The following is a 21,941-nucleotide window of genomic DNA, read 5'->3' as shown; positions in this document are numbered from 1 at the left end:
CTCCCCGGATTGCATCGGGCCCGGCGATACCACACGATGCGGCCGATCCTGCCAAGGGCGATCGAGGATGGGCGCGGCGGACTACCCCCTGGAGTGGCTGGACTCGGCCCCGCTGGCCGAACTGATGGCGGAGGCCGCGCGGCTGCGCGACGCCGGCCACGGGCGGCTCGTCTCCTATTCCCGCAAGGTCTTCATCCCGCTGACCAGGCTCTGCCGCGACGTCTGCCACTACTGCACCTTCGCCGAACGGCCGCGCGCCGGGCGCCCGGCCTATCTCCCGCCCGAGGAGGTGCTGGCGATCGCGCGCGCCGGCGCCGCGGCGGGCTGCACCGAGGCGCTGTTCACCCTCGGCGACAAGCCGGAGCTGCGCTGGGAGGCGGCGCGCGAGGCGCTGGCCGCGCTCGGCCACGCGACGACGATCTCCTACCTGCGGGAGATGTGCGCGCTGGTGCTGCGCGAGACCGGCCTTCTGCCCCACGCCAACCCGGGCGTGATGACGCGCGAGGAGATCGCCGCGCTGCGCGGGGTGACGGCGAGCCAGGGCCTGATGCTGGAGAGCGCGAGTGAGCACCTCTGCATGAGGGGCGGCGTGCACCACGGCTCGCCCGACAAGCACCCGGCGGCGCGGCTGGAGACGATCCGCCTCGCCGGCGAGCTCGCCGTGCCCTTCACGACCGGCATCCTGATCGGCATCGGCGAGACGCGCGCGGAGCGGATCGCGGCGCTGCTCGCCATCCGCGACCTGCACGCGCGCCACGGCCACATCCAGGAGGTCATCGTCCAGAACTTCCGCGCCAAGCCGCGCACCCGGCTCGCCGGCGCGCCGGAGCCCGACCTCGACGACCTGCTCTGGACCATCGCCGCGGCGCGGCTGGTGCTGGGGCCGGAGATGAACATCCAGGCGCCGCCGAACCTCTCGCCCGGCGTCTATCCGCGGCTGGTCGCGGCGGGGCTGAACGACTGGGGCGGCGTCTCGCCGGTCACGCCCGACCACGTGAACCCGGAGGCGCCCTGGCCGCACCTCGAGGAGCTCGCGCGGCGCACGGCGGAGGCGGGCAAGGTGCTCGTGCAGCGCCTGCCCGTCTATCCGGCCTATGCAACCGCGCCGGACCGCTGGCTGGCGCCGGAGATCGCGACGCGCGTGCGGCGGATGAGCGACGCGGAGGGGCTGGCGCGCGCGGACGACTGGTCGCCGGGCGAGACCGCCCCGCCGCGCCCGCAGCCCGTCCGCCTGGCCGCCGCCGACGCCGCGCTGGCGCGCGCGGTGGAACGCGCGGCGTCCGGCGCGCGGCTCGACGCCCCGGACATCGCGCGCCTCTTCGCCGCGCGCGACGCCGACTACCGCCACGTCACGGCCGCGGCCGACGCGCTGCGCCGCGCCGTCAGCGGCGAGGTCGTGCGCTACGTCGTCAACCGCAACATCAACTACACCAACATCTGCGCCTACCGGTGCCGCTTCTGCGCCTTCTCCAAGGGCAGGACGCACGAGGCGCTGCGCGGCGCCCCCTACGACCTCGCGATGGAGGAGATCGTGCGCCGCGCCGTCGAGGCCTGGGCGCGCGGCGCGACCGAGGTCTGCCTGCAGGGCGGCATCCATCCCGACTACACGGGCGCGACCTACGAGGCGATCTGCCGCGCCATCAAGGCGGCGGTGCCGGGGATGCACATCCACGCCTTCTCGCCGCTCGAGGTCACGCAGGGCGCGGCGACGCTCGGCCTGCCGGTGCGCGACTTCCTCGCGCGGCTGCGCGACGCCGGCCTCGGCACGCTGCCCGGCACCGCGGCGGAGATCCTGGACGACGAGGTCCGCGCGGTGATCTGCCCGGACAAGGTGAGCACCGCGCAGTGGCTCGCGGTGGCGCGCGCCGCGCACGGCCTCGGCCTCCGCACCACCGCGACGATCATGTTCGGCCATGTCGAGGGGCCGCCCTCCTGGGCCCGGCACCTGCTCGCGCTGCGCGACCTGGCGCAGGAGACCGGCGGCTTCACGGAGTTCGTGCCGCTGCCCTTCGTGCACATGGAGGCGCCGATGTACCTGCGCGGCCAGGCGCGGCGCGGCCCAACCTTCCGCGAGGCGGTGCTGATGCACGCGGTCGGGCGCCTCGCCCTGCACCCGCACATCCGGAACGTCCAGACCTCCTGGGTGAAGATGGGCCCGGCCGGGGCGGCGACCTGCCTGGAGGCGGGCGCGAACGACCTCGGCGGCACGCTGATGAACGAGAGCATCTCGCGCGCCGCCGGCACGCAGCACGGCCAGGAATTCCCGCCCGCGGCGATGGAGGCGCTGATCCGCTCCATCGGCCGCGTGCCGCAGCAGCGCGACACGCTCTACCGCCCGGTGCCGGAGGAACGGCGCGCCGCCTCCTTCGCCGCCGCGCCGCTCGCCCCCGTGGTGCAGACGCCGCCGCGCCGGCGGGAGCCGGCGCTAGCCTGAGAGGCCCTCCGCCGCGAGGAAGGCGAACGCCCGCGTGCGCGCCGCCTGCGGCAGGCGCAGGAAGGCGGCGAGGTCCGCCGGGCTGTCTATGTCCGTCGCGATGCCGGGCACCTGCCGCACGATCGTCGGCTCGATGCCGGCGGCGCGCGCCGCGTCCAGGTGCGGGAAGAAGCTGTTGTCGCCGAAGCGCAGCGGCACCGCGTCCGGCGGCGAGCAGAGCACGGCGTTGGAGCCGAGGTCGTCGCGCGCCGGCGCGATGGTGAAGGCGGGCGCGGGACGGTGCGCGGCGAGCACCGCCTCGATCTCGGCGGCGGTGACGGCGGGGATGTCGCCCGGCACGGCGAGCATGCCGCCGCGGCCCTCGCGCGCGAGCAGCCGCAGCGCCGCGGTGACGGCGCCGGTATGGCCCTCGCGCGCGCCCTCGTCGGTGACGCGCGCCCCGGCGCGCGCCGCCATCTCCGCCGCCCGCGGGTCGCAGGTCACGACCAGGATGCCGGCCAGCCCGCGCGCCGCCGCCAGCGCCGCAAGCACCTCGCCCAGCATGATCTCCGCCAGCGCCCGGCGCTGCGCCGGCGAGAGCAGCGGCGCGAGGCGCTGCTTCGCGCCCTCGAACGCCTTCACGGGCAGCACGGCCCAGATGCCGGGGGCCGGGTTCACGTCGCGCGCCGCAGGGAATCCGCCGCCGCCAGCACGGCGCGGGCCAGCGCCTCGCGGTCCGCGAGCGTGACCATCCGCGTGCGCGCGAGCGTCACCGGCACGCCCGCCGCCGCCGCCTCGGCAGCGTCCGCCTCGTCCATCACGTAGCCGTCGAGGAGGTCGCGGTAGCGCCGCGCCACCGCCGCCGCGCTCGGCAGGATGCCGAACTCGCGCAGCATCTTCGCCGTCGGCCCCTTCACCGCCTCGCCGCCGATGATCGGCGAGACCGCGACCACCGGCGCGCCGCAGCCGCGGATCGCCTCGCGCAGCCCCGGCAGGGCGAGGATCGGCTCGACGCTGATGAGCGGATTGGACGGGCAGATCACCACCGCGCGCAGCCCGCCGCCGCGCAGCGCCGCCATCACCTCCGGCTGCGGCCGCGCCGCCGGCGCGCCGTCGAAGGCGATGGCGCGCACCGCCGGCCGGCACCGCCGCCGCACGAACCAGTCCTGGAAGTCGAGCCAGCCCTCCTCCGTGTGCAGGCGCGTCCGCACGCGGTCGTCGCTCATCGGCAGCAGCCGCGGCCCGACGCCGAGGCGCCGGCAGAACGCCGCCGTCACCTGCGACAGCGTCTCCCCGGCCCGGAGGCGGCGCGTGCGCTCGACATGCGTGGCGAGATCGCGGTCGCCGAGGCGGAACCAGGTCTCGCCCCCGAGCTCGCCGAGCGCCTCCATGAAGGACCAGGTCTCGCCGCGCCGCCCCCAGCCCGTCTCCGGATTGTCCAGGCCGGCCAGCGCATACATCAGCGTGTCGAGGTCGGGCGAGATGGCGAGGCCGAGATGCTCGAAATCGTCGCCCGTGTTGGCGACGACCAGCAGCTCCTCCGCCGGCAGCACGCGGGCGAGGCCGAGCGCCAGCTTCGCCCCGCCGACGCCGCCCGAGAGCGCCACGACCAGGCCGCCGCCGCTCACCGGAACAGGTCCTCCTCCGCCGGCCGCACCAGCTCCGTCGCCGCGGTCGGCGGCGCGTCCCAGACGAGGCCGCGCACCAGCACCACGGGGCGCGCCTCCGCGCCCTGGCCCATCAGCAGCGAGGCGGCGGCGGCGATCTCGTCGGCGAAGCCGGTGATGCTGACCTCCAGCCGCCGCCCGAACAGGTCCGGCCGCCCGCGCAGGTCGAGCAGCGCCGGCAGCCCCGCCGCGCCGATCGCCACGCCCACCGTGCCGCGCCGCCAGGCGCGCCCGAAGCTGTCGTTGATCACCACCGGCAGGCCGAGCCGCGCGCGCAGCGCCTCGGCGCTCGCGTCCGGGTCGCGCGGCAGCAGCAGCACGCGCTCCGCCCCGTCCTGCGGCGCGACGTTGGAGCGGTCCACCCCGGCGTTCGCCATCACGAAGCCCAGCCGGTGCTCGACGATCAGCAGCCCCGGCCGCGCGCGCACCACGCGCACGGACTCCGACAGGATCACCTCGACCAGGCGCGGGTCCTTCCGCACCTCCCCGGCCAGCGCGACCGCGCGCGGCGAGGGCGCGACGGCGGCGAGGTCCACCATCCGCCCCTCCGCCTTGGAGACCACCTTCTGCGCCACCACCAGCACGTCGCCCGGCCGCGGCGCGATGCCGGCGCGCGCGAAGCCGTCCGCGATCAGCGCGGCGAGGTCGTCCCCCGCCCGCACCATCGGGATGCCCGGCAGCGCGACCAGCTCCAGCGCGGCCGCCGCCATGCCTCAGCCGAAGCGGTGCCGCAGCAGCGGCAGCACGCGCTCGCCGTAGAGCCGGAGGAACCGCTCCTGGTCCGGACCCGGCGCGTGGAAGACCAGGTGGCGGAAGCCCAGCCCGACGTAGTAGCCGATCCGCTCCACATGCTCCTCCGGATCGGTCGAGACGATCCAGCGGCTCGCCGCGCGCTCGATCGGCAGCGCGTCGGCGAGCCTCTCCATCTCCACCGGGTCCTCGACCGAGAGCTTCTCCTCGCTCGAGAGGGCGAGCGCCGCCCAGTGGCGCGTGTCCTCGAGCGCGCGCTCGCGGTCGGTGTCGAAGGAGACCTTGACCTCGATCATGCGGTCGAAGGGCTCCTCGCGGCGCGCCTGGGCGAGGCCGGCGGCGACGTTCGGCAGCAGCGTCTCGGTGTAGAGCTCGGGCTTCTTGCCGCTGGTGCAGATGAAGCCGTCGCCGGCGCGGCCCGCGTACTTCGCCACCAGCGCGCCGGCGGCGGCGACGTAGATCGGCACCATCCGGCCCGGCCGGTCGTAGATCGTCGCCTTCTCGGTGCGGTAGTACTGCCCCTCGAAGGTCACGCGCTCCTCGCTCCACAGCCGGCGGATCAGGGTCACCGCCTCGCGCAGCCGGGCGAAGCGCTCCTTGAACTCGGGCCAGGGCGCGCCGGTCGCCGGCACCTCGTTCAGCGACTCGCCGGTGCCGATGCCGAGCACGACGCGGCCCGGGAACATCGCCCCCAGCGTGCCGAAGGCCTGCGCCACGATCGAGGGATGGTAGCGGAAGGTCGGCGTCAGCACGCTGGTCCCGATCACGATCCGCGAGGTCCGCGCCCCGAGCGCCCCGAGCCAGGCGAGCGAGAAGGGCGCGTGCCCGTCGGTGTGCCGCCAGGGCTGGAAGTGGTCGCTGACGAACACCGAATCGAACCCGACCGCCTCGGCCAGCACCGAGAATTCGAGCAGCCGGTCCGGGGCGAACTGCTCCGCGGAGGCCTTGTAACCGAGCTTCAGCACGTCCCCGCTCCGGGCCTGTGGTTCCCGGGCGGAAGTCTATAGGCTCGCCGGCCGGGAACAACCCGGCGCGGAGGAGGCGTCCCCATGAAGCTGGGCGTGGCACTGCCCCTGGGCGATGTCGGCGGCGAACCCGGCACGCTGCGCGAATTCGCGCAGGCCGCCGAGGCCGAGGGCTACGACGACCTGATGCTCCCCGACCACGTGCTCGGCGTGAACGCCGCCAGCCGGCCGGGCTGGGACCCGGCGCGCGCCACCTCGGCCAACCTGTTCCACGACCCCTTCGTGGCCTTCGGCTTCCTCGCCGCCTGCACCACCCGCATCGGCTTCTCGACGCAGGTGCTGGTCCTGCCGCAGCGCCAGACCGTCCTGGTCGCCAAGCAGGCGGCGTGCCTCGACGTCCTGTGCCACGGCCGTTTCCGCCTCGGCATCGGCGTCGGCTGGAACGAGGTGGAGTTCGCCGGGCTGAACGAGGACTTCCGCAACCGCGGCCGACGCTCGGAGGAGCAGGTGCAGGTGCTGCGGGCGCTCTGGGCGGAGCCGCACGTCACCTTCCGGGGCCGCTGGCACCGCATCGAGGACGCCGGCCTCAACCCGCTGCCGCCGCGCCGGCGCATCCCGATCTGGTTCGGCGGCCATGTGGACGCGACGCTCCGGCGCATCGCGAAATGGGGCGACGGGTGGATGATGCTCGCCCACCCGCCCGGCGAGGAGGCGCGCCGGGCCTTCGACACGCTGCGCCGCCACGTCGAGGCGGAGGGGCGCGATCCGGCGAGCGTCGGCATCGAGGTCTGGGTCTCGACCGGCAGCGGCGCGGAGGAGGACTGGCGCGAGGAATTCCGCTTCTGGAAGTCCGCGGGCGTGACGCATGTGACGCTGAACAACAGCTACGGCCGCTACCACCACCGGCGGATCGCCGGGCGCTCCCTGGTGGAGCACCTGGACGCGATGCGCCGCTACCGCGCCGCGGTCGCCGATCTGCTCTGAGCGCCAGGCACCCGTGGCTTCCCCGGCGCGGGCCCCGGCCCGCGCGCGGCGGCGGCAACCGCCGTGCGGGCCGAGCGGCGTCGCCGCCACGGGGATCGCGCGGCGATTTCGTGCCGACCCCGGCGCGGGCGGAGGGACCGCTGCCCTCCGCCTTCGCGCCGCCGGGCGCGTTCCCGGGCTGCGGGCGCCCGGTGACCGGTCAGGTGTCCGCCAGCGCCGCCAGCATCCGCTCGCGCGCGGCGAAGTCGCCCTCCGCGTGCACGGGCTGGATGCAGACATGCGTCGCGCCCGCGGCGAAGTGCGCGCGCAGGCCGCGCTTGATGCTCTCGGCGTCGCCGTGCAGCACCATCGCGTCGATGAAGCGGTCGCTGCCGCCCTCGGCCAGGTCTGCCTCGGTGAAGCCGAGGCGTAGCCAGTTGTTGCGGTAGTTCGTCAGCGCCAGGTAGCGCGCCAGCTCGCTGCGGCCGAGCGCGCGGGCCCGCGCGGCGTCGGTCTCCAGGCAGACCTTCTGCTCCACCGCGAGCCACTTCGAGGGGCCGAGGATCGCCGCCGCCTGCCGCGTGTGCTCCGGCGTGACGTTGTAGGGCACGGCGCCGCGCGTGCGCCCGGCGGCGAGGGCGAGCATCTTCGGCCCGAGGGCGGCGAGCACGATCGGCCAGTCCTGCGCCCCCTCCTGGTCCCTGACGATGCCGTCGAGATAGGCGCGCATGGCCGGGACCGGCCTCTCGTAGCGGTGGCCGCGCAGCCCCTCGACCATCGGGACGTGGCTGACGCCGAGGCCGAGGACGAAGCGGTCGCCATGCAGCCCGTTGAGCGTCAGCAGGCCGCGCCGCGCGGCGAAGGGATCGCGCGCGTAGATGTTGGCGATCGAGCTGCCGACCACCAGCCGCCGGCTGTTGGCGAGCAGGAAGCTCGCCAGCGCGAACGACTCGTAGCCGCGCGATTCCGGGTACCAGAGGGCCGCGTAGCCGTGCCCCTCGACGCTGCGCAGCAGGTCCTTGAGCTGCGGCGCGCTCAGCCGGTCGGTCGGATACCACACGCCCAGGCGTCCAAGCTGCACGATGCTGCCCTCCCGTTCCGTGATTCCCGTCGCGGGCGCAGCCTAGCCGATGGCGCCGGGCCCGGCGACGCCCTCCGTCCGCCTCCCGGGACGGCGTGCGTGCGCCGACACCGCTATCCGGCACGCCGGTGGACCGCGACGCCGTCGGCGCCGATCTCCCGCACGAGCTCGCCCGCCGCCACCAGCCGGTTCAGGTGCGCCAGGGTCTCCGCGATCCCCGCGCCCAGGGCGCGGTGGTCGAGCGGGCGGCTGAACAGCACCTTCGCCGCCTCCATCGCGTTCAGCGGGCTTGCGGCGCAGGCGTCGCGCAGCGCCTCCAGCCGCCCCGCGTGATGCGCCGCGATCGCCCCGACGCGCCGGTGCAGCCCGTGGAAGGGCTCGCCGTGCGAGGGCAGCACCAGCGTATCCGGCGGCAGGGACAGCAGCCGCTCGTTCGAGGCGAGGAAGTCCGCCAGCGGGTCGGCGTCCGGCTCGGTCGCCTGCACGCCGACATGCGGCGTGATGCGCGGCAGGATCTGGTCGGCCGAGATCAGCACGCCGAGCTCGGCGCAGTGCAGGCAGGCCATCTCCGGCGCGTGGCCCGAACCCGTCAGCACGGTCCAGGCGCGGCCGCCGATGCGGAGCGAATCGCCGGCGGCGATGCGCCGGTACTGGCGCGGCAGCGGCAGCACCGCGCGCACGTAGAGCGGCCCGCGGCCGGCGAGGAAGCGCAGGTAGTCCTCGGCGCAGCCCGCGCGGCGCGCCCAGGCGATCTGCTGCTCGATCATGTCCTCCCCGGCATCGAGGCGCAGCAGCCGGGCCTGCAGCCACTCGGCGCGGGTCATCAGCAGCGGCGCGCCGCCCCAGCGCTGCGCCATCCATCCGGCGAAGCCGACGTGGTCGGGATGGAAATGCGTCACCATGAGCCGCGTCACCGGCCGGCCGCCGAGCCCGGCGGCGAACACCCGCTCCCATAGCCCGGCCGCGTCGTCGGTCTGCGCGCCGCAATCGACCAGGAACCAGCCCGCGCCGTCCTCGATCAGCCACAAATTCACGTGGCGGGGTGGGAAGGGCAAGGGCATCCGCACCCAACGCAGCCCGGGCAGGATCTCCTTCACCTCGCCGGGCGCGGGGGGCGTTTCGGGCAGGAGGGATTCGACGCTTCGAGGGGTCACGCAACTCTCCGGACTGGCGCGCGGGCAGGCCGACGGCGCGGCCGCGCCGCCTGCGCCGCAACGGTCGCGATCGGTGCACGGGCGCGAGGTTGACCCGGGCCGCGCCCGCCGCATAGCGTTCCAGCCCGGGCCGGAAGAATCAATCCGGCCCTGCCGGTGCCACCGGGCGCGGTGCCAGGGCAGCCGGCATCCACGGGGAGCCGGGAATGCCCGACACGACGCCGCCGAGCACGAGCGAGCCGCATTTCCTCTCCATCGCCGAGGCGGCGCGCCTGATCGCCCGCCGCCAGCTCTCGCCGGTCGAGCTGACCCGCGCCCTGCTCGCGCGCATCGAGGCGCTGGACCCGCAGATCAACGCCTACCTCCTCGTCACCGCCGACCGCGCGCTCGACGCCGCGCGCAAGGCGGAGGAGGAGATCATGGCGGGGCGCCACCTCGGCGCGCTGCACGGCATCCCTGTCGCGCTGAAGGACATCTTCTGCACCGCCGGCATCCGCACCACCGGCCATTCGAGGATCTGCGCCGACTTCGTGCCGCGCGAGGACGCGACGGTGGTGCGCAAGCTGCACGAGTCGGGCGCCGTGCTGCTCGGCAAGCTGGCCACGCACGAATTCGCCCATGGCGGCCCCTCCTTCGACCTGCCCTGGCCGCCGGCGCGCAACCCCTGGAACCGCGACTATGCGACCGGCGGCTCCTCGTCCGGCTCCGGTGCGGCGGTCGCGGCGGGGCTCGCGCTCGGCGCCCTGGGTTCGGACACCGGCGGCTCGGTGCGCAACCCCTCGGCGATGTGCGGCCTGGTCGGCCTCAAGCCGACCTACGGGCTGCTCAGCCGGCACGGGGTGATGGCGAACTCCTACAGCTATGACCATGTCGGCCCGATGGCCTGGACCGTCGAGGACTGCGCGATCCTGCTGCAGGCCCTCGCCGGCTACGACCCGAAGGATCCGGCGAGCGCCGGCCGGCCGGTGCCCGACTACCGCAGCGGCCTCGCCAGCGGCATCCGCGGCCTGCGCATCGGCGTGCTCCGCCACCTGCACGAGGAGGACGTGCCGATCGCGCCGGAGGCGCAGGCGGCGCTCGAGGAGGCGCTGTCCGTGCTGCGCGGCCTCGGCGCCGAGCTCGCGGAGGCGCGCATCCGCCCGGCGCAGGCCTATTACGACGTGAAGATCGTCGGCGCCGAGAGCGAGCTGTTCGCCGTCCACGCCGAGGACCTGCGCCGCCGCCCCGGCGAGTTCGGCGAGGACTTCCTCGGCCGCGTCCTCGCCGCCGTGCTGCTCGACTCGTCCGACTACGTGCAGTCCCAGCGCGAGCGGCGCGCGATGATCGCGGAGATGACGCCGCTCTACGCGCGCTTCGACGCCTTCGTCTGCGCCGCGCCGGGCCCCGCCTCGCCGCTCGGCGCCTGGCGGACGGAGATGTTCTGGCGGAAGCCCTCGATCGCGACGCCCTTCAACGTCCTCGGCGGCCCGGCGCTCGTCCAGTGCATCGGCTTCACCGCGGGCGGCCTCCCCCTCGCCATGCAGATCGTCGGCCGGCCGTTCGAGGACGCGACCGTGCTGCGCATCGCCTACGCCTATGAGCGCGCGACGCCGTGGCGCCGGCGCCGGCCGCAGCTCGACCCGAAGGCGGAATTCTCCACCGCCCTGCCGCCCGTGCCCGATCCGCCGCCGGTGGAGCTCGGCCAGGCGGAGCGCGACGCGCTGATGGCCGCCGCACGGCGCGCCGGGCTGACGCTGAACGAGCGGCAGTTCGCCCACCTCGCCGCCGCCGCCCCGCACGTCGAGGCGATGCGATCGCGCCTGCGCCGCGCGCGCGACTTCGGCGAGGAGCCGGCGAGCGTCTTCCGCTTCCCCGCACCGGGCTGAACCTGCCGCGCACCGCGTCGCTTGACCGCCCGCCAGGCGGCCCGCACCCTGGCGCGAGCGGCGAGCAGCGGGGAGGAAGCGCGATGCCCTACGCCCTGTCCGACGGCGTCCGGCTCTACTACGAGGAGACCGGCACCGGCTATCCGATCGTCTTCGTGCACGAGTTCGGCGCCGACCACCGCGAGTGGGAGGCGCAGGTGCAGTGGTTCGGGCGCGAGTACCGCTGCATCGCCTTCGCCGCGCGCGGCTATCCGCCGTCCGACGTGCCGGAGGACGAGCGGCTCTACGGCCAGGACTTCGCGGCCGCCGACATCGGCGCGGTGATGCGCCATTGCGGGGTGGAGCGCGCGCACCTCGTCGGCTGCTCGATGGGCTCCTTCGCCTCCCTGCTCTTCGCCCTGCGCAATCCGGGCAGGGCGAGCGCGCTGGTGCTCGCGGGCGTCGGCTCCGGCTCGACGCGCTCCGCCGCGGCGCGGGAGGAGTTCCGGCGCACCTGCGCCGCGCGCGGCGACGCGCTGACCCGCGACGGCTGGGACGGCGCCCACGCCGAAGAGACCGGCCACGGCCCGACGCGCATCCAGCTCAAGAAGAAGAACCCGCGCGGCTGGGCGGAGTACATGGCGCGGCTGCGCACCCGTTCCGGCCTCGGGACCGGAATGACCATGAGGCGCTACCAGGGGATGCGCGATTCGATCTTCGACTGGGAGCAGGACCTCAGGGCGCTGCAGGTCCCGACGCTGCTCGCCGTGGGCGACGAGGACACGCCCTGCCTGGAGGCCAACCTGTTCCTCAAGCAGACCCTGCCGAACTGCGGCCTCTGGGTCGCGCCGCGCACCGGGCATGCGATCAACCTCGAGGAGCCGGCGGCCTTCAACGAGGCCGTCGCCTCCTTCCTCTCGACGGTCGAGCGCGGACGCTGGTCGCTCGGCTGACGCTCAGCCCGCCGCGCGCCGCGCTATGAAGTCGAGCGCGGCGCGCGCGCAGAGCTCCGCGTGCGTCGCCGCGACGTGGTAGGAATCGCCGGGCACCACCATCAGCTCGGAGCTCGCGATCGCGCGCTGCCATTCGCGCGTCGCCTCGACCGAGCCGAGGCCGCTGCCGTCCGTCGTCACCACCAGCGTCGGGCAGGCGATGCGCGCGAGGTCGTCGCGCACGTCGATGGACGGCACCGCGCCGATGAAGCCGAGCTGGGTCGAGAGCGGGGTCGCGCCCATCAGCCTCGCCCAGCCCTCCACCATCGCCGGCGGCGCGGCGCTGCCGAGGCGGCCGGGCATGGTCCAGCGCGCCCAGCTCTCCACGCCGTGCCGCTCGATGTGCGCCATCCGGGCGGCGTGGCGGTCGCCGAGCGATTCCCGGCCGGAGACCAGCGTGCCGAGCAGCACCAGGCTGCGCACGCGCGCCGGATGCCGCGCCGCGAGGCGGATGGCGAGCGGCCCCGCCACCTTCGCCGCGATCAGATGGAAGCGGTCGAGCCCGACCGCGTCGGCGAGCGCGACGTAGTCGGCGACGATCCCGTCCACCGACCAGGCGTGGTCGCGCGGCATCGGCGTCGAGCGGCCGAAGCCGCGCATGTCCGGCCGCACCACGCGGAAGCGCCGCCCGAGCAGCGGCATCCAGGCGTTCCACGCCTCGCCGCTCTCGGCGTTGCCGTGCAGCAGCAACGCGTTCGCCGGCGCCTCCCAGGGGTCGGCGAAGCACTCGTCGCGGTAGAACAGCTCGCAGTCGGGCGCGACGCGGTGGCGGGGCATGCGCGTCGCTCCTACCCGGGCCGGATGCCGGCCTCGCGCACCGCGCGGGCCCATTTGGCGATGTCGGCGGAGATGCGCGCGGCGAACTCCTCCGGGCTGTTCGGCGCCGGCTCGGCGCCCTGCTCGGCGAGCTGGCGCGCCACCTCCGGCTCGCGCAGCACCGCGTGGATCGCAGCGTTCAGGCGCCCGATGATCGGCCGTGGCGTGCCGGCGGGGGCGAGGATGCCGTTCCAGCCGAACACGTCGAAGTCCGGCACGCCGGATTCGGCCAGGGTCGGCACCTCCGGCATCGCCGGCGAACGCCGCGCGGTGCCCACCGCCAGGGCGCGCAGCCGCCCGTCGCCCACCATGGGCACCGCGGTGCTCGGCGTGTCGAAGAACATCGCCACCTCGCGGCGCAGCAGCGCCGTCTGCGCGTCGGGAACGGAGCGGAACGGGATGTGGACGAGCTCGATGCCGGCGCTGATCCGGAACAGCTCCGCGGTCAGGTGCCCGAGACTGCCGACGCCGACCGAGGCGAAGTTCAGCCGCTCGCGCCGCGCCAGCGCGACCAGCTCGGAGACGTTCCGCGCCGGCAGGTCCGGGGGCACGACCAGCACCGGCGTGACCATCGTCACCATCGTCACCGGCGCGAAGTCTCGCTCGGTGTCGTAGGGCAGGCTCCGCTTGAGCGAGGGGTTCACGGGATGGCTCGGGAACACCATGAGCAGCGTATAGCCGTCGGGCCGCGAGCGGGCGACGTGCTCGCTGCCGATGACGCCGCTCGCGCCCGGCCGGTTGTCCACGACGAACTGCTGCCCGAGGCGCTCGGACAGGCGCTGCGCCACGATGCGCGAGGATGTCGGTGATGCCCCCGGCGCCGGTCGGCACGACGATCCGCACCGGCCGGCTCGGCCAGTCCTGCGCCTGCGCCCGCGCGGCGGGCACCGCGGCGATCGTGCCGAGCGTGGCGCCGAGCGCCGAGCGCCTGCCGAGTGTCATGGCGACGTTCCCCTCCTCGTTCCCGGCGCCAGCCTAGCGCCGCGGCGGGGCCGCTTGAAGCGGCCACCGGCCCGGGCCTAGCATCGCAACGAACGGCGGAAGGGGGCGAACGGTGTCGGTCACCCTGCGGGTCTGCGGCGCGGCGCGCACCGTGACCGGCCTTTCCCTGCTGTTCGAGGCGGCCGGCGTGCGCTTCCTCGTGGACTGCGGCATGTTCCAGGGACCGAAGTCCCTGAAGGCGCTGAACTACGAGCCCTTCCCCTTCGAGCCGCGGGGGCTCGACTTCGTGCTGCTCACCCACGCGCACATCGACCACTCGGGCCTCCTGCCGAAGCTCGCCAAGGCCGGCTTCGGCGGCCCGATCCACGCGACGCGCGCCACCCGCGACCTCTGCTCCGTCCTGCTGCCGGATGCCGGCCACATCCAGGAGATGGAGGTCGAGGCGCTGAACCGCCGCAACCGCCGCCGCGGCGGCACGGGGCCGGTCACGCCGATCTACACCGCCGCCGACGCCGTGCGCGTGATCGAGCAGTTCCGCGCGGTGGAGCTCGACGACTGGATCGAGCCCGCGGAGGGCGTGCGCGCCCGCTACTGGAACGCCGGACACATGCTCGGCTCCGCCTCGATCGAGCTGGAATTCTCCGTCCCCGGCGGCGCGCCGCCGACGCGCGTCCTCGTCTCCGGCGACCTCGGTCCGGACTGCTCGGTGCTGCAGGCCGACCCGCAGGGGCCGGAGGGCGTGGACCACGTCATCTGCGAATCCACCTATGGCGACGAGGACCGCCATTGCGGCCCGGCCGAGGAGCGCCGCGCCCGGCTCGCCGGAATCGTGCGCGAGGCGGCCCGCCGCGGCGGCGCGCTGCTCGTGCCCGCCTTCGCGGTGGAGCGGGCGCAGGAGGTGATGTGGGACCTGGTCACGCTGATGGACGCGGGCCAGGTGCCGCAGGCGCCGATCTACCTCGACAGCCCGCTCGCGATCCGGGCGACCCGGATCTTCCTCCGCCACGCCGCCGCGCTGGAGGAGGGCGCGGCGCTGTCCCGCGCGCTCCGCTCGCCGCGGCTGCGCTTCACCGAATCCGGCGAGCAGAGCCGCGCCATTGCGCTCGAGGAGGGCTTCCACGTCGTCATCGCCGGCAGCGGCATGTGCGAGGCGGGACGCATCCGCCACCACCTGCGCAACTGGCTCCCCGATCCGCGCGCGACGGTGCTGTTCGTCGGCTTTCAGGCCGAGGGCACGCTCGGCCGCCTGCTGCGCGATGGCGCCACCGCCGTGCGCATCCAGGGCGACACGGTGAAGGTGGCCGCGCGAATGGCCGAGATCACCGACTACTCGGGCCACGCCGACGCGCCGGAGCTCGGCCGCTGGATCCAGGCGCGCGGACCGGTGCGCGGCGGCGTTTTCCTCGTGCACGGCGAGCCGCAGGCGATCGAGGGGCTGGCGAAGCGCGTCGCCGGCCGCGGCGTCGTGCCCGAACCGGCGATCCTGCGCCCGACGCTCGACGAGGCGTTCGAACTGCCGCCCGGCGCGCCGCCGGTCCGCCTCCCCGTCCAGGGCCGCCGTCGCGGCGATGCGGAGCGCCTCGGCCGCCCCGACTGGCACAACGAGCGCGCCGCGCTGCTGCTCTCGATCGAGCGCGCGCTGGACGACGCGCCGGACGACGCGGCGCGCGAGGCGCTGCTGCGCCGCCTGCGCCAGGCGATCGAGACGGCCTAGGCGGCCGCCGCCAGCGCCTTCGCCTCCTCCACCACCGCCCGCAGCGCCGCCGTCGGCGTCTGGGTCGGGATGGTGCAGCCCGGTGGGACGATGAGGTTCCGCACCCCGCCGTTCTGCGCGATCGCGTCGCGCCCCTCGGCCCGCGTCGCCGGGATGGAGCGCTCGGCGATCGCCATCGCGTGCACGCCGCCCATCGGGCAGCGCGGCGTCATCGCCCGCAGCGCGCGGGTCGAGGGATCGCCCGGCAGCCGGTCGCTGACCGGGATCGCCTCGCACGGGTGGTCGAGTACCCGCGTCACGTCCACGCCCATGCCGTGGACGTGCAGGACGCGCGCCATGCCCTCCATCCCTCCGGCATGCGCCGGGCGCAGGGCCGCAGGAAGGCACGGAAGGTCGCCTGGTCGACGCCGCGCGGGTTCGGCGGCACGATCGCGCCGTTGATCGAGAAGAACGCCGCGTCGCACCCGGTTGCGCGCATCACCCGCATGTACGCGCACGCCGTGCCGCACACGGCCGCGAGCATGGCCGCGAGGCCGGGGCGGTGGCGGCGCGGGCCGGCAGCGTGCGGCGGCGTACCGAATCGCCCCTCCCCGCAAAGGACGGACGGGCGGGCGCGCCGGCCCGCCCGCGCCGTCGTGTCAGCGGATCGGCGAGAAGGCGGTCGGCTTCAGGATCATGTTGGTCTGCTGCTTCAGCGCCCCGATCCCGGCGGTGGCCTTCACGAACTCCGCCCAGCCCGGGTCGGCGGCCATGGCGGCGCGGCGGCGATCGCGGTCGCCGAGGCCCTCATAGGCCCACATGAACACCGCCTGGTTGATCGGCCCGCACTCGGTCACGGCGAACAGGAGGAGCTGGCCGAGGTGCCTCGTCTGCACCGGCAGAGCGAGCGTCTCGTACGCCTCGATCCAGGCGTTCGCCTTGCCCGGGTGGAAGTCGTAGGTGCGGTGGTCCACGATCATCGTCGTGCCGCCGATCCGGCGCTCGAAGGGCTGGCCCGCCTTCCGGATCGGCGAGAAGGCGGTGGTCTTGAGCAGCTTCGCCTCCTGCTCGCGCAGCGCGCCGAGCGCGGCCGACTTCTGGCGGAACGCGGTCCAGGCCGGATCGGCCTCGCGCGCCGCCATGCCCCTCGCGCGGTCGTCGATGTCGTCGTAGGCGCGGAAGAAGACCGCCTTGTTGAGCGGGCCGAACTCGGTGGTGAAGAAGCCGAGCAGCGGCCCCATGTGGCGCGCCGAGACCGGCGCCGCCTCGGCCTCGTAGAGCTGCAGCCAGGCCGGCAGCTTGCCGGGATGGGCGGTGTAGATGCGTTGCTCGACGAACATGCGCCGGTCCCTCCTCGCTTTCGCCGATCGGGACCATCCCGCCCCGCGGGACGCCGTGCAAGGGCACGGTCCGGCCGGCGTCGCCCCTCACGCTCCGCGCCGCCGGGCCGCGGCGACGATCTCCAGCGCCTCCTCGAAGGCGAGCGGCCGCCCGCTCCGGGGGTCGCGATAGAGCGGATAGAGCAGGAAGGCGGCCGCGAAGATCTCGAGCGGGCTGCGCCGCACCCCGCGGCGCGCCGGCGCCGTGGCGCGCTCGTCCGCTGCGCCCCAGCCGGCCCAGAACGGCAGTCCGGTCACGGTGACGGGGATGCCGCGCAGCAGCGCCTCGAAGCCGGCGAGCGAGGTCGCGCAGTACACGCGCCGCGCCTCTGCCAGCGCCTCCGGCAGCGGCCCGCCGGAGGCGTCGATCACGGCGCAGCGCCGCACCAGGGCGAGGTCCCCGGGCGGCGGGCGCAGCCCGTGCACGACGTCCGGATGCAGCCGGTAGACGACGCGCGCCCCCGGGTTCTCGGCGGCCGCCAGATGGCAGAGCGCGGCCGGGCCCCATGTCTCGGCCATCCCCAGCGAGAGGGAAAGGTCGCCCGGCGCCTGCCCCAGCACCAGCACCGCCGCGCCGCCGCGCGGCCGACCCTCCCGCGGGCGCGGCAGGTACTTCGAGAGGCCGAGCGCCAGCCAGCGCCCCAGTGCCGCGGCCGCTCGCGCCATCAGCGCCGCGTCGGCGCCGAGCGGCGCCTCGCGCAGCAGCGCCTCCAGCTCCGAGGGTGCGTAGGCATCATAGTATACGCCCTCCCGGTCGAGCAGCAGGGACAGCGGCGGGCCGGCGGGGCGTCCCGGCGGGCCGGGCATGCGCAGGAAACCGTCCTCGAGCGACCAGTAGGGGCGGCGATGCCGCGCCGCGAAGCCCTGCGCGCGCGCCGCGCTCGGCTTGCGTCCCCAGCCGAGCAGCGCGGTGAGCCCCGCCGCCTCGTCCGCCCGCGGCCGCAGCCGCAGCATCGCCGCGGGGCCGCCGGGCAGGAAGGCGGCAAGGCCGGGCAGGGTCGCGATCCCGCGCGAGAAGGTGCCGTAGCGCGGCGTCCCCGCCGCCGAGGCCCCGCGCGCGGCCTCGGCCACGAAGGGAGGCGGCGCGCCGCCCGCCACGGCGGCCGCTCCCCCAGGGGGCGCCGCGCGCCTCATGCCGCGCGGCGGCCGCGCGCTCCGGGCGGTATCCGCATCGTCGCCGCGCTCAGCGGAGCAGCAGGGCAAGCGCGATCGCGGCCGGCGCGGCGAGGAGGGCGATCGCCGCACCCCGCACCAGCAGCACGGCGAGATGCGCAAGCGACAGCGCCGCTTCCCGGCGCACCGCGACGGACGTCGGCGCGGGCGCGCTCGCGCCGTCGGGCGGGCGGGCCAGGGCCGTGACCATGCCCGCCCGGGCGTTCATCCCCGCGGCGTCGGTCGGGTCTCGCGGCATCGGTTGCGCTGACACCGGTACTCCTCCGACCGGCGATGGAAACGCGACGCGGCGGTGGAACGCAAGCGTGATCGCCGGCCGCTGCAACCGTTTCGGGATCACGCTGCAACCGGGCCGCCCCGCAGCGGCCCCGCGCCTATTGGAACACCCGGGTTGCCACGGCGATCTGGAACACCAGCGCCAGCAGGTCGCTCGCGATCTGCTGCAGCTTCGGGTCGAGATAAGGCAGCGCGATCACCTCGTCCCCCGGCCGCGGCGCGACGTCGGGGTCGAGCAGGGTCTGCCCGTTCGGCCGCCGGATCATCAGGGTCGAACTGCTGCCGCGCGGGGTGAAGCCGCCGGCGGCGCGGATGTAGTCGGCGACGCGCCAGCCCTCGCGCCAGACCACCGCCTGCGGCGCCGTGACCTCGCCGCTGACCAGCACGGAGGAGGACTTCTCCGGGATCACGACGATGTCGCCGTCCTCCATCCGCACCGGCATGCAGCGCCCGTCCGCGTCGCTGACCACCAGCCGCCCCTCGGGCTGCACCCGCCGCGCGCGTGAGATGTAGGAGGCGACGAGTTGCGCCTCGCTCGCGCGGATGTTGGCCACGCCCGTGGTCGGGCTGACCGCCATGAAGAGCTGCCGCTCCAGCCGGTCGAGCGCCTCGTTGATCGCGCGCTGCTGCTGCGCGGCGAGCCGCGGCCGCAGCACGAAGACCGAGTCGGTGTCGGCGAGCACCGGATCCACCGCGACGTGGTCGAGCAGCTGGCAGAGCTGGATGTCGCGGTCCGCGACCAGCACCGAGGGGTAGATCCGGCTGCCCTCGATCGTCACCCGGATCGTCCGCTGCGCCGCGTCGGCGGCGAAGGTGACGGTGTCCTGGTCCTGGAGCTGGAGGTTCGCCAGCTCCTGCAGCGAGACGTAGCGCGAGAAGGGCACCGCGCCGCGCACCCCGCGCACCACGGCGTTGGTCGCCGAGGGCAGCGGGCGGGCATAGGCGATCAGCTCGCGCCCGCTCATGCCGCCGGTGCCGGAGGCCTCGAACAGGAAGTTGTTGCGCACCGCCCCGTCGGCGCCGACCAGCGCGCGCTGGCGGCCGACGACGATGGTGTCGCCCTCCTGCAGCAGCAGCGTCGGCAGCCGGCCCTCGAGCAGGAACTGGTAGAGGTCCACCGTGGCGACGGTGCGCCCGCCGCGCCGCAGCGTGATGTCGCGGTAGCTGCCCCGCCCCGGGTCCACGCCGCCGGCCCGCACCAGGAAGTCGAGCAGCGAGTCCGAGCCGACGCCGGCGTAACGCCCGGGCAGGCGCACGAAGCCGGTGACGAAGACGCCGATGCGCTGGGTGCTGAGCACCGTCGCGTAGACCTGGACCTGCTGCGTGTAGACCCGCTGGATCGCGTCCGAGACCACGGTCTGGAGGTCGCCGACCCGCACGCCGGCGATCCTCACCGGGCCGACGTTCGGGATGAAGATGTTCCCCTGCGGGTCCACCATGGCCACCAGCTCGGCGTCCACCGCCCCCCAGGCGCGCACGCTCACCCTGTCGCCAGGGGCGAGGACGTAGTTCGGGTTGGGCGCGTCGCTGCTGGTCGCGGGCTGGCCGGTGAAGAGGGTGGCGCCGAACACCGCGGTCGCCGGCCCGCTGGCGCGCCCGATGTCGCCGAGCGGCGGCACCAGCCGCGGTCCGCCCTCCGCCTCGGTCGGCTGGCCGAGCCGCTCGCGGCTGCGCGCCGCACCGGGGATGTCGGCGAGGCTGCGCTGGTCGAACAGCAGCGTCGAGGGCGCCGGCGAGGCGACCGGCGCCGTGCCCGGCGGCGCCTGCTCCGCCTGCATCTGCTGGAGCATCTGCTGGAGCTGCTGCTGCTGCTGCACGGTCAGCGGCGCGCTCGCCGTCGCCTGCGGCGCGCGCACCTGCCCGGTCGCCGGAGGGCCGCCAGCCAAGCCGATCAGGACCAGGGGCAGCAGCAGGAGGCGCGCGAAGCCTCCGCCGCGGCGGGCGGCGCCGCGGCGCGGCTCAGGCCGCATGCTCGCGCATCCCCGCGATCAGAAGCTTGGCGATGCCGTAGAGCACGGCGAGCCCGATGAACAGTCCGAGGGAATTCATCATGCGCCTTGGATAGAGGGGATATTCCGCGAGGTTCGGCTCGACCACGCGGGAGAGGAAGACCTGCTGGCGCTGCGCCTCGACCCGCGCCTGCTCGAGCGAGGCGACGGCGGAGGCGAGCTGCCGGTCGGCGAACTCGCGCTCGAGCATCAGCCGCTCGTACTCGGCGAGCTGGGTCGCGAGCGTCGCCTCGCCGGCGGTGTGGCGCTGCCGCTCCTCGGCGATCTGGCGCTCCAGCGCGGCGATGCGGTTGCGCACCTCGATCAGGCCGGGGTTGTCCGGCCGCATGAAGCGCGACCGCGCCGCGAGGTCCGCCCGCGCCACGGTAAGCTGGCCCTCGAGCTGGCCGATCGTCTCGGTCGCGATCGCCGCGCCGCGCGACGGATCGAGCGCCTGCTGGCGGGCGCGCAGCGCCGTCAGCGCCTCGCGCGCCGCCGCCACCCGCTGCTCGGCGACCGCCACCTCCTCGCGCGCGACGCGCAGCGCGTCCTCGCGCGCCCGCTCGCTCATGCGGTTGACCAGCGCCTCGGAGAGGACGAGGAGCTCCTCGGCGATCGCGTACGAGTCCTCGGGGCGGAAGCTCCGCGCCCGCAGGGTGATCAGGCCCGAGCTGGGATCGTATACGGCGCTGACCATCGAGGTGAAGTAGCGGGTCAGCCGCTCCGGATCGTCCCACCAGAGGCGGGAAAGCAGATCCGCCTCGGGCCGGGTGAACACCTCGACCAGGTCCACCCGCCCCTTCAGGCCCTCCACCGCGGCGTGCGAGGTGAGGAACTCGCGCACCGCATGCGCCTCCTCGTTCGCCGGGGCGAGGCCGGCGGCGCCGAGCAGGCTGCCGAGCCCGGGCACGCCGCCGCCGCCGCCCGGCGTCCCGGAGCGGCTGCGCACGAGGAACCGCGCCTCGGAGACGTACTGGTCGGTGGCGATGCCGACGAAGTAGGTGGCGCCGATCAGCGACGGCAACACCACCGCGAGCAGGAAGGCCCGCCGCGCCGCCCAGGAGCCGAGCCGGCGCATGAGCCCGCGGCGCGGCCCGCGGTCGCCCGCCCGCTCCTCCTCGGCCGCCGCCGCGCCGCCGCCCCAGCCGGCGTCGGCGGGCGTGGCCGAAACGTCAAAGGGCGTTGTAGGTGGCGAGGGCTTCGTCGATATCTTCATGGAAGGTGAGGACCCCTCCGTCGAGGACCGCGGCGCTCGTGCAGTAGGCGCGCACGGTCGTCGCGCTGTGCGTGACCAGGATCAGCGCGCTGCGGCGCGCCCGCTCCGCGAAGGCGGCGCGGAACCGCTCGTTGAACCGGGCGTCGCCCGGGGCGATCGCCTCGTCCACCAGGTAGCAGTCGAAGTCTATGGCGAGCGAGACGGCGAAGGCGAGGCGCGATCGCATCCCGCTCGAATAGGAGGCGAGCGGCATGCGCAGGTACTCGCCGAGCTCCGCGAAGCTCTCGACCAGGCCGAGCGTGCGGTCCACCGGCCTGCCGTAGATCCGGGCGATGAAGCGCACGTTGTCCGCCCCGGTCAGCGCCGACTGGAACGCGCCGCTGAAGCCGAGCGGCCAGGAGATGCTCATCGACCGCCGGACCACGCCCGAGCTCGGCAGCTCCACCCCGGCGAGGATGCGCAGCAGCGTGGACTTGCCCGCGCCGTTGCGCCCCAGGATGCCGACCGCCTCGCCGCGGCGGATGCGCGCCGTCACGCCGCGCAGCACCTCGCGCACGCCGCCGCCGCGCACCCGGTAGCTCTTGTGGACGTTGATCAGCTCGAGGCCCATCCGCGCCGGCTCCCGTCCC

General features: G+C 75.1%; 21 protein-coding genes. 6 read left to right on the top strand and 15 right to left on the bottom strand.

All coding sequences use genetic code 11. The features are described 5' to 3' along the window. Positions 1-67 precede the first annotated feature (67 nt). Positions 68-2,434 (top strand): 5-amino-6-(D-ribitylamino)uracil--L-tyrosine 4-hydroxyphenyl transferase CofH, encoded by a 2,367-nt coding sequence (cofH, locus tag IEX99_RS11380; RefSeq protein ID WP_188900286.1) that lies wholly within the window; start codon positions 68-70, stop codon positions 2,432-2,434. Here cofH and cofC read toward each other — a convergent pair. From cofC to fgd, 4 genes are read right to left on the bottom strand one after another with little or no spacing between them, the layout of a single operon-like run. Then, positions 2,426-3,091: a 2-phospho-L-lactate guanylyltransferase gene (gene cofC / locus IEX99_RS11375; RefSeq protein ID WP_188900284.1), complete on the bottom strand. Its 666-nt coding sequence runs from the start codon at positions 3,089-3,091 to the stop codon at positions 2,426-2,428. The genes cofH and cofC overlap by 9 nt on opposite strands. Further along, positions 3,088-4,041, bottom strand: coding sequence for a 2-phospho-L-lactate transferase (cofD, locus tag IEX99_RS11370; protein WP_229677965.1), 954 nt, complete (start codon positions 4,039-4,041; stop codon positions 3,088-3,090). The genes cofC and cofD overlap by 4 nt, the downstream gene beginning before the upstream one ends. Continuing rightward, positions 4,038-4,790, bottom strand: coding sequence for a coenzyme F420-0:L-glutamate ligase (gene cofE, locus IEX99_RS11365; protein WP_188900281.1), 753 nt, complete (start codon positions 4,788-4,790; stop codon positions 4,038-4,040). The genes cofD and cofE overlap by 4 nt, the downstream gene beginning before the upstream one ends. Before the next feature lie 3 nt (positions 4,791-4,793). Then, positions 4,794-5,795, bottom strand: coding sequence for a glucose-6-phosphate dehydrogenase (coenzyme-F420) (fgd, locus tag IEX99_RS11360; RefSeq protein ID WP_188900279.1), 1,002 nt, complete (start codon positions 5,793-5,795; stop codon positions 4,794-4,796). Between the two features lie 84 nt (positions 5,796-5,879). Here fgd and IEX99_RS11355 point away from each other — a divergent pair, with 84 nt between their 5' ends. Then, positions 5,880-6,779, top strand: coding sequence for an LLM class F420-dependent oxidoreductase (locus IEX99_RS11355; protein WP_188900277.1), 900 nt, complete (start codon positions 5,880-5,882; stop codon positions 6,777-6,779). Positions 6,780-6,978: 199 nt separating this feature from the next. Here the strand turns inward: IEX99_RS11355 and IEX99_RS11350 are convergent, their stop codons facing one another. Both IEX99_RS11350 and IEX99_RS11345 read right to left on the bottom strand, forming a co-directional pair. Further along, positions 6,979-7,839 carry a TIGR03620 family F420-dependent LLM class oxidoreductase gene (locus IEX99_RS11350; protein WP_229677964.1) on the bottom strand — a complete coding sequence of 287 codons (861 nt, stop codon included), beginning with the start codon at positions 7,837-7,839 and terminating at the stop codon, positions 6,979-6,981. Positions 7,840-7,952: 113 nt separating this feature from the next. Then, complete coding sequence (locus IEX99_RS11345) at positions 7,953-8,993, bottom strand: MBL fold metallo-hydrolase (RefSeq protein WP_229677963.1); 1,041 nt, start codon at positions 8,991-8,993, stop codon at positions 7,953-7,955. A 206-nt stretch (positions 8,994-9,199) separates the two neighbouring features. Here IEX99_RS11345 and IEX99_RS11340 point away from each other — a divergent pair, with 206 nt between their 5' ends. Continuing rightward, positions 9,200-10,858, top strand: coding sequence for an amidase (locus IEX99_RS11340; protein WP_188900275.1), 1,659 nt, complete (start codon positions 9,200-9,202; stop codon positions 10,856-10,858). 83 nt (positions 10,859-10,941) lie between these two features. Then, a complete protein-coding gene (locus tag IEX99_RS11335; protein WP_188900273.1) occupies positions 10,942-11,790 on the top strand; it encodes an alpha/beta fold hydrolase in 849 nt (282 codons plus the stop codon). 3 nt (positions 11,791-11,793) lie between these two features. Here IEX99_RS11335 and IEX99_RS11330 read toward each other — a convergent pair whose 3' ends face one another. Both IEX99_RS11330 and IEX99_RS11325 read right to left on the bottom strand, forming a co-directional pair. Further along, complete coding sequence (locus tag IEX99_RS11330; RefSeq protein WP_188900271.1) at positions 11,794-12,606, bottom strand: alpha/beta fold hydrolase; 813 nt, start codon at positions 12,604-12,606, stop codon at positions 11,794-11,796. 11 nt (positions 12,607-12,617) lie between these two features. Continuing rightward, on the bottom strand, positions 12,618-13,433 hold the full coding sequence (locus IEX99_RS11325; protein WP_188900269.1) for a tripartite tricarboxylate transporter substrate binding protein: 816 nt from the start codon (positions 13,431-13,433) through the stop codon (positions 12,618-12,620). 20 nt (positions 13,434-13,453) lie between these two features. Between IEX99_RS11325 and IEX99_RS11320 the strand changes: the two genes are divergently transcribed. Continuing rightward, positions 13,454-13,624, top strand: a complete 171-nt coding sequence (locus IEX99_RS11320; RefSeq protein WP_188900266.1) for a hypothetical protein — start codon at positions 13,454-13,456, stop codon at positions 13,622-13,624. Between the two features lie 75 nt (positions 13,625-13,699). Continuing rightward, the gene (locus IEX99_RS11315; protein ID WP_188900264.1) at positions 13,700-15,301 is read left to right on the top strand and encodes an MBL fold metallo-hydrolase; all 1,602 of its coding nucleotides are present in this window, start codon (positions 13,700-13,702) and stop codon (positions 15,299-15,301) included. Here the strand turns inward: IEX99_RS11315 and IEX99_RS11310 are convergent. From IEX99_RS11310 to IEX99_RS11280, 7 genes are all read right to left on the bottom strand, one after another. Next, positions 15,298-15,639, bottom strand: coding sequence for a hypothetical protein (locus IEX99_RS11310; protein WP_188900262.1), 342 nt, complete (start codon positions 15,637-15,639; stop codon positions 15,298-15,300). The two genes, IEX99_RS11315 and IEX99_RS11310, sit on opposite strands and share 4 nt — an antisense overlap. 300 nt (positions 15,640-15,939) lie before the next feature. Then, entirely contained in the window at positions 15,940-16,620 is a 681-nt protein-coding gene (locus IEX99_RS11305) for an NIPSNAP family protein (RefSeq protein WP_188900260.1), read from the bottom strand. An 87-nt stretch (positions 16,621-16,707) separates the two neighbouring features. Next, positions 16,708-17,757 (bottom strand): capsular polysaccharide export protein, LipB/KpsS family, encoded by a 1,050-nt coding sequence (locus IEX99_RS11300; protein ID WP_188900258.1) that lies wholly within the window; start codon positions 17,755-17,757, stop codon positions 16,708-16,710. An 85-nt stretch (positions 17,758-17,842) separates the two neighbouring features. Next, on the bottom strand, positions 17,843-18,085 hold the full coding sequence (locus IEX99_RS11295) for a hypothetical protein (protein WP_188900256.1): 243 nt from the start codon (positions 18,083-18,085) through the stop codon (positions 17,843-17,845). Positions 18,086-18,206: 121 nt separating this feature from the next. Then, positions 18,207-20,078, bottom strand: coding sequence for a polysaccharide biosynthesis/export family protein (locus tag IEX99_RS11290; protein ID WP_229677962.1), 1,872 nt, complete (start codon positions 20,076-20,078; stop codon positions 18,207-18,209). Beyond that, entirely contained in the window at positions 20,068-21,312 is a 1,245-nt protein-coding gene (locus tag IEX99_RS11285; protein ID WP_229677961.1) for a capsule biosynthesis protein, read from the bottom strand. Before IEX99_RS11285 ends, IEX99_RS11290 begins: the two co-directional genes overlap by 11 nt. Continuing rightward, a complete protein-coding gene (locus IEX99_RS11280; RefSeq protein WP_188900254.1) occupies positions 21,269-21,922 on the bottom strand; it encodes an ABC transporter ATP-binding protein in 654 nt (217 codons plus the stop codon). The genes IEX99_RS11285 and IEX99_RS11280 overlap by 44 nt, the downstream gene beginning before the upstream one ends. Between the last annotated feature and the right edge of the window lie 19 nt (positions 21,923-21,941).

The sequence above is a fragment of the Caldovatus sediminis genome (assembly GCF_014644455.1).
GTDB classification, from domain to species: domain Bacteria; phylum Pseudomonadota; class Alphaproteobacteria; order Acetobacterales; family Acetobacteraceae; genus Caldovatus; species Caldovatus sediminis.
This window is presented reverse-complemented; position numbering and strand designations above follow the sequence as displayed.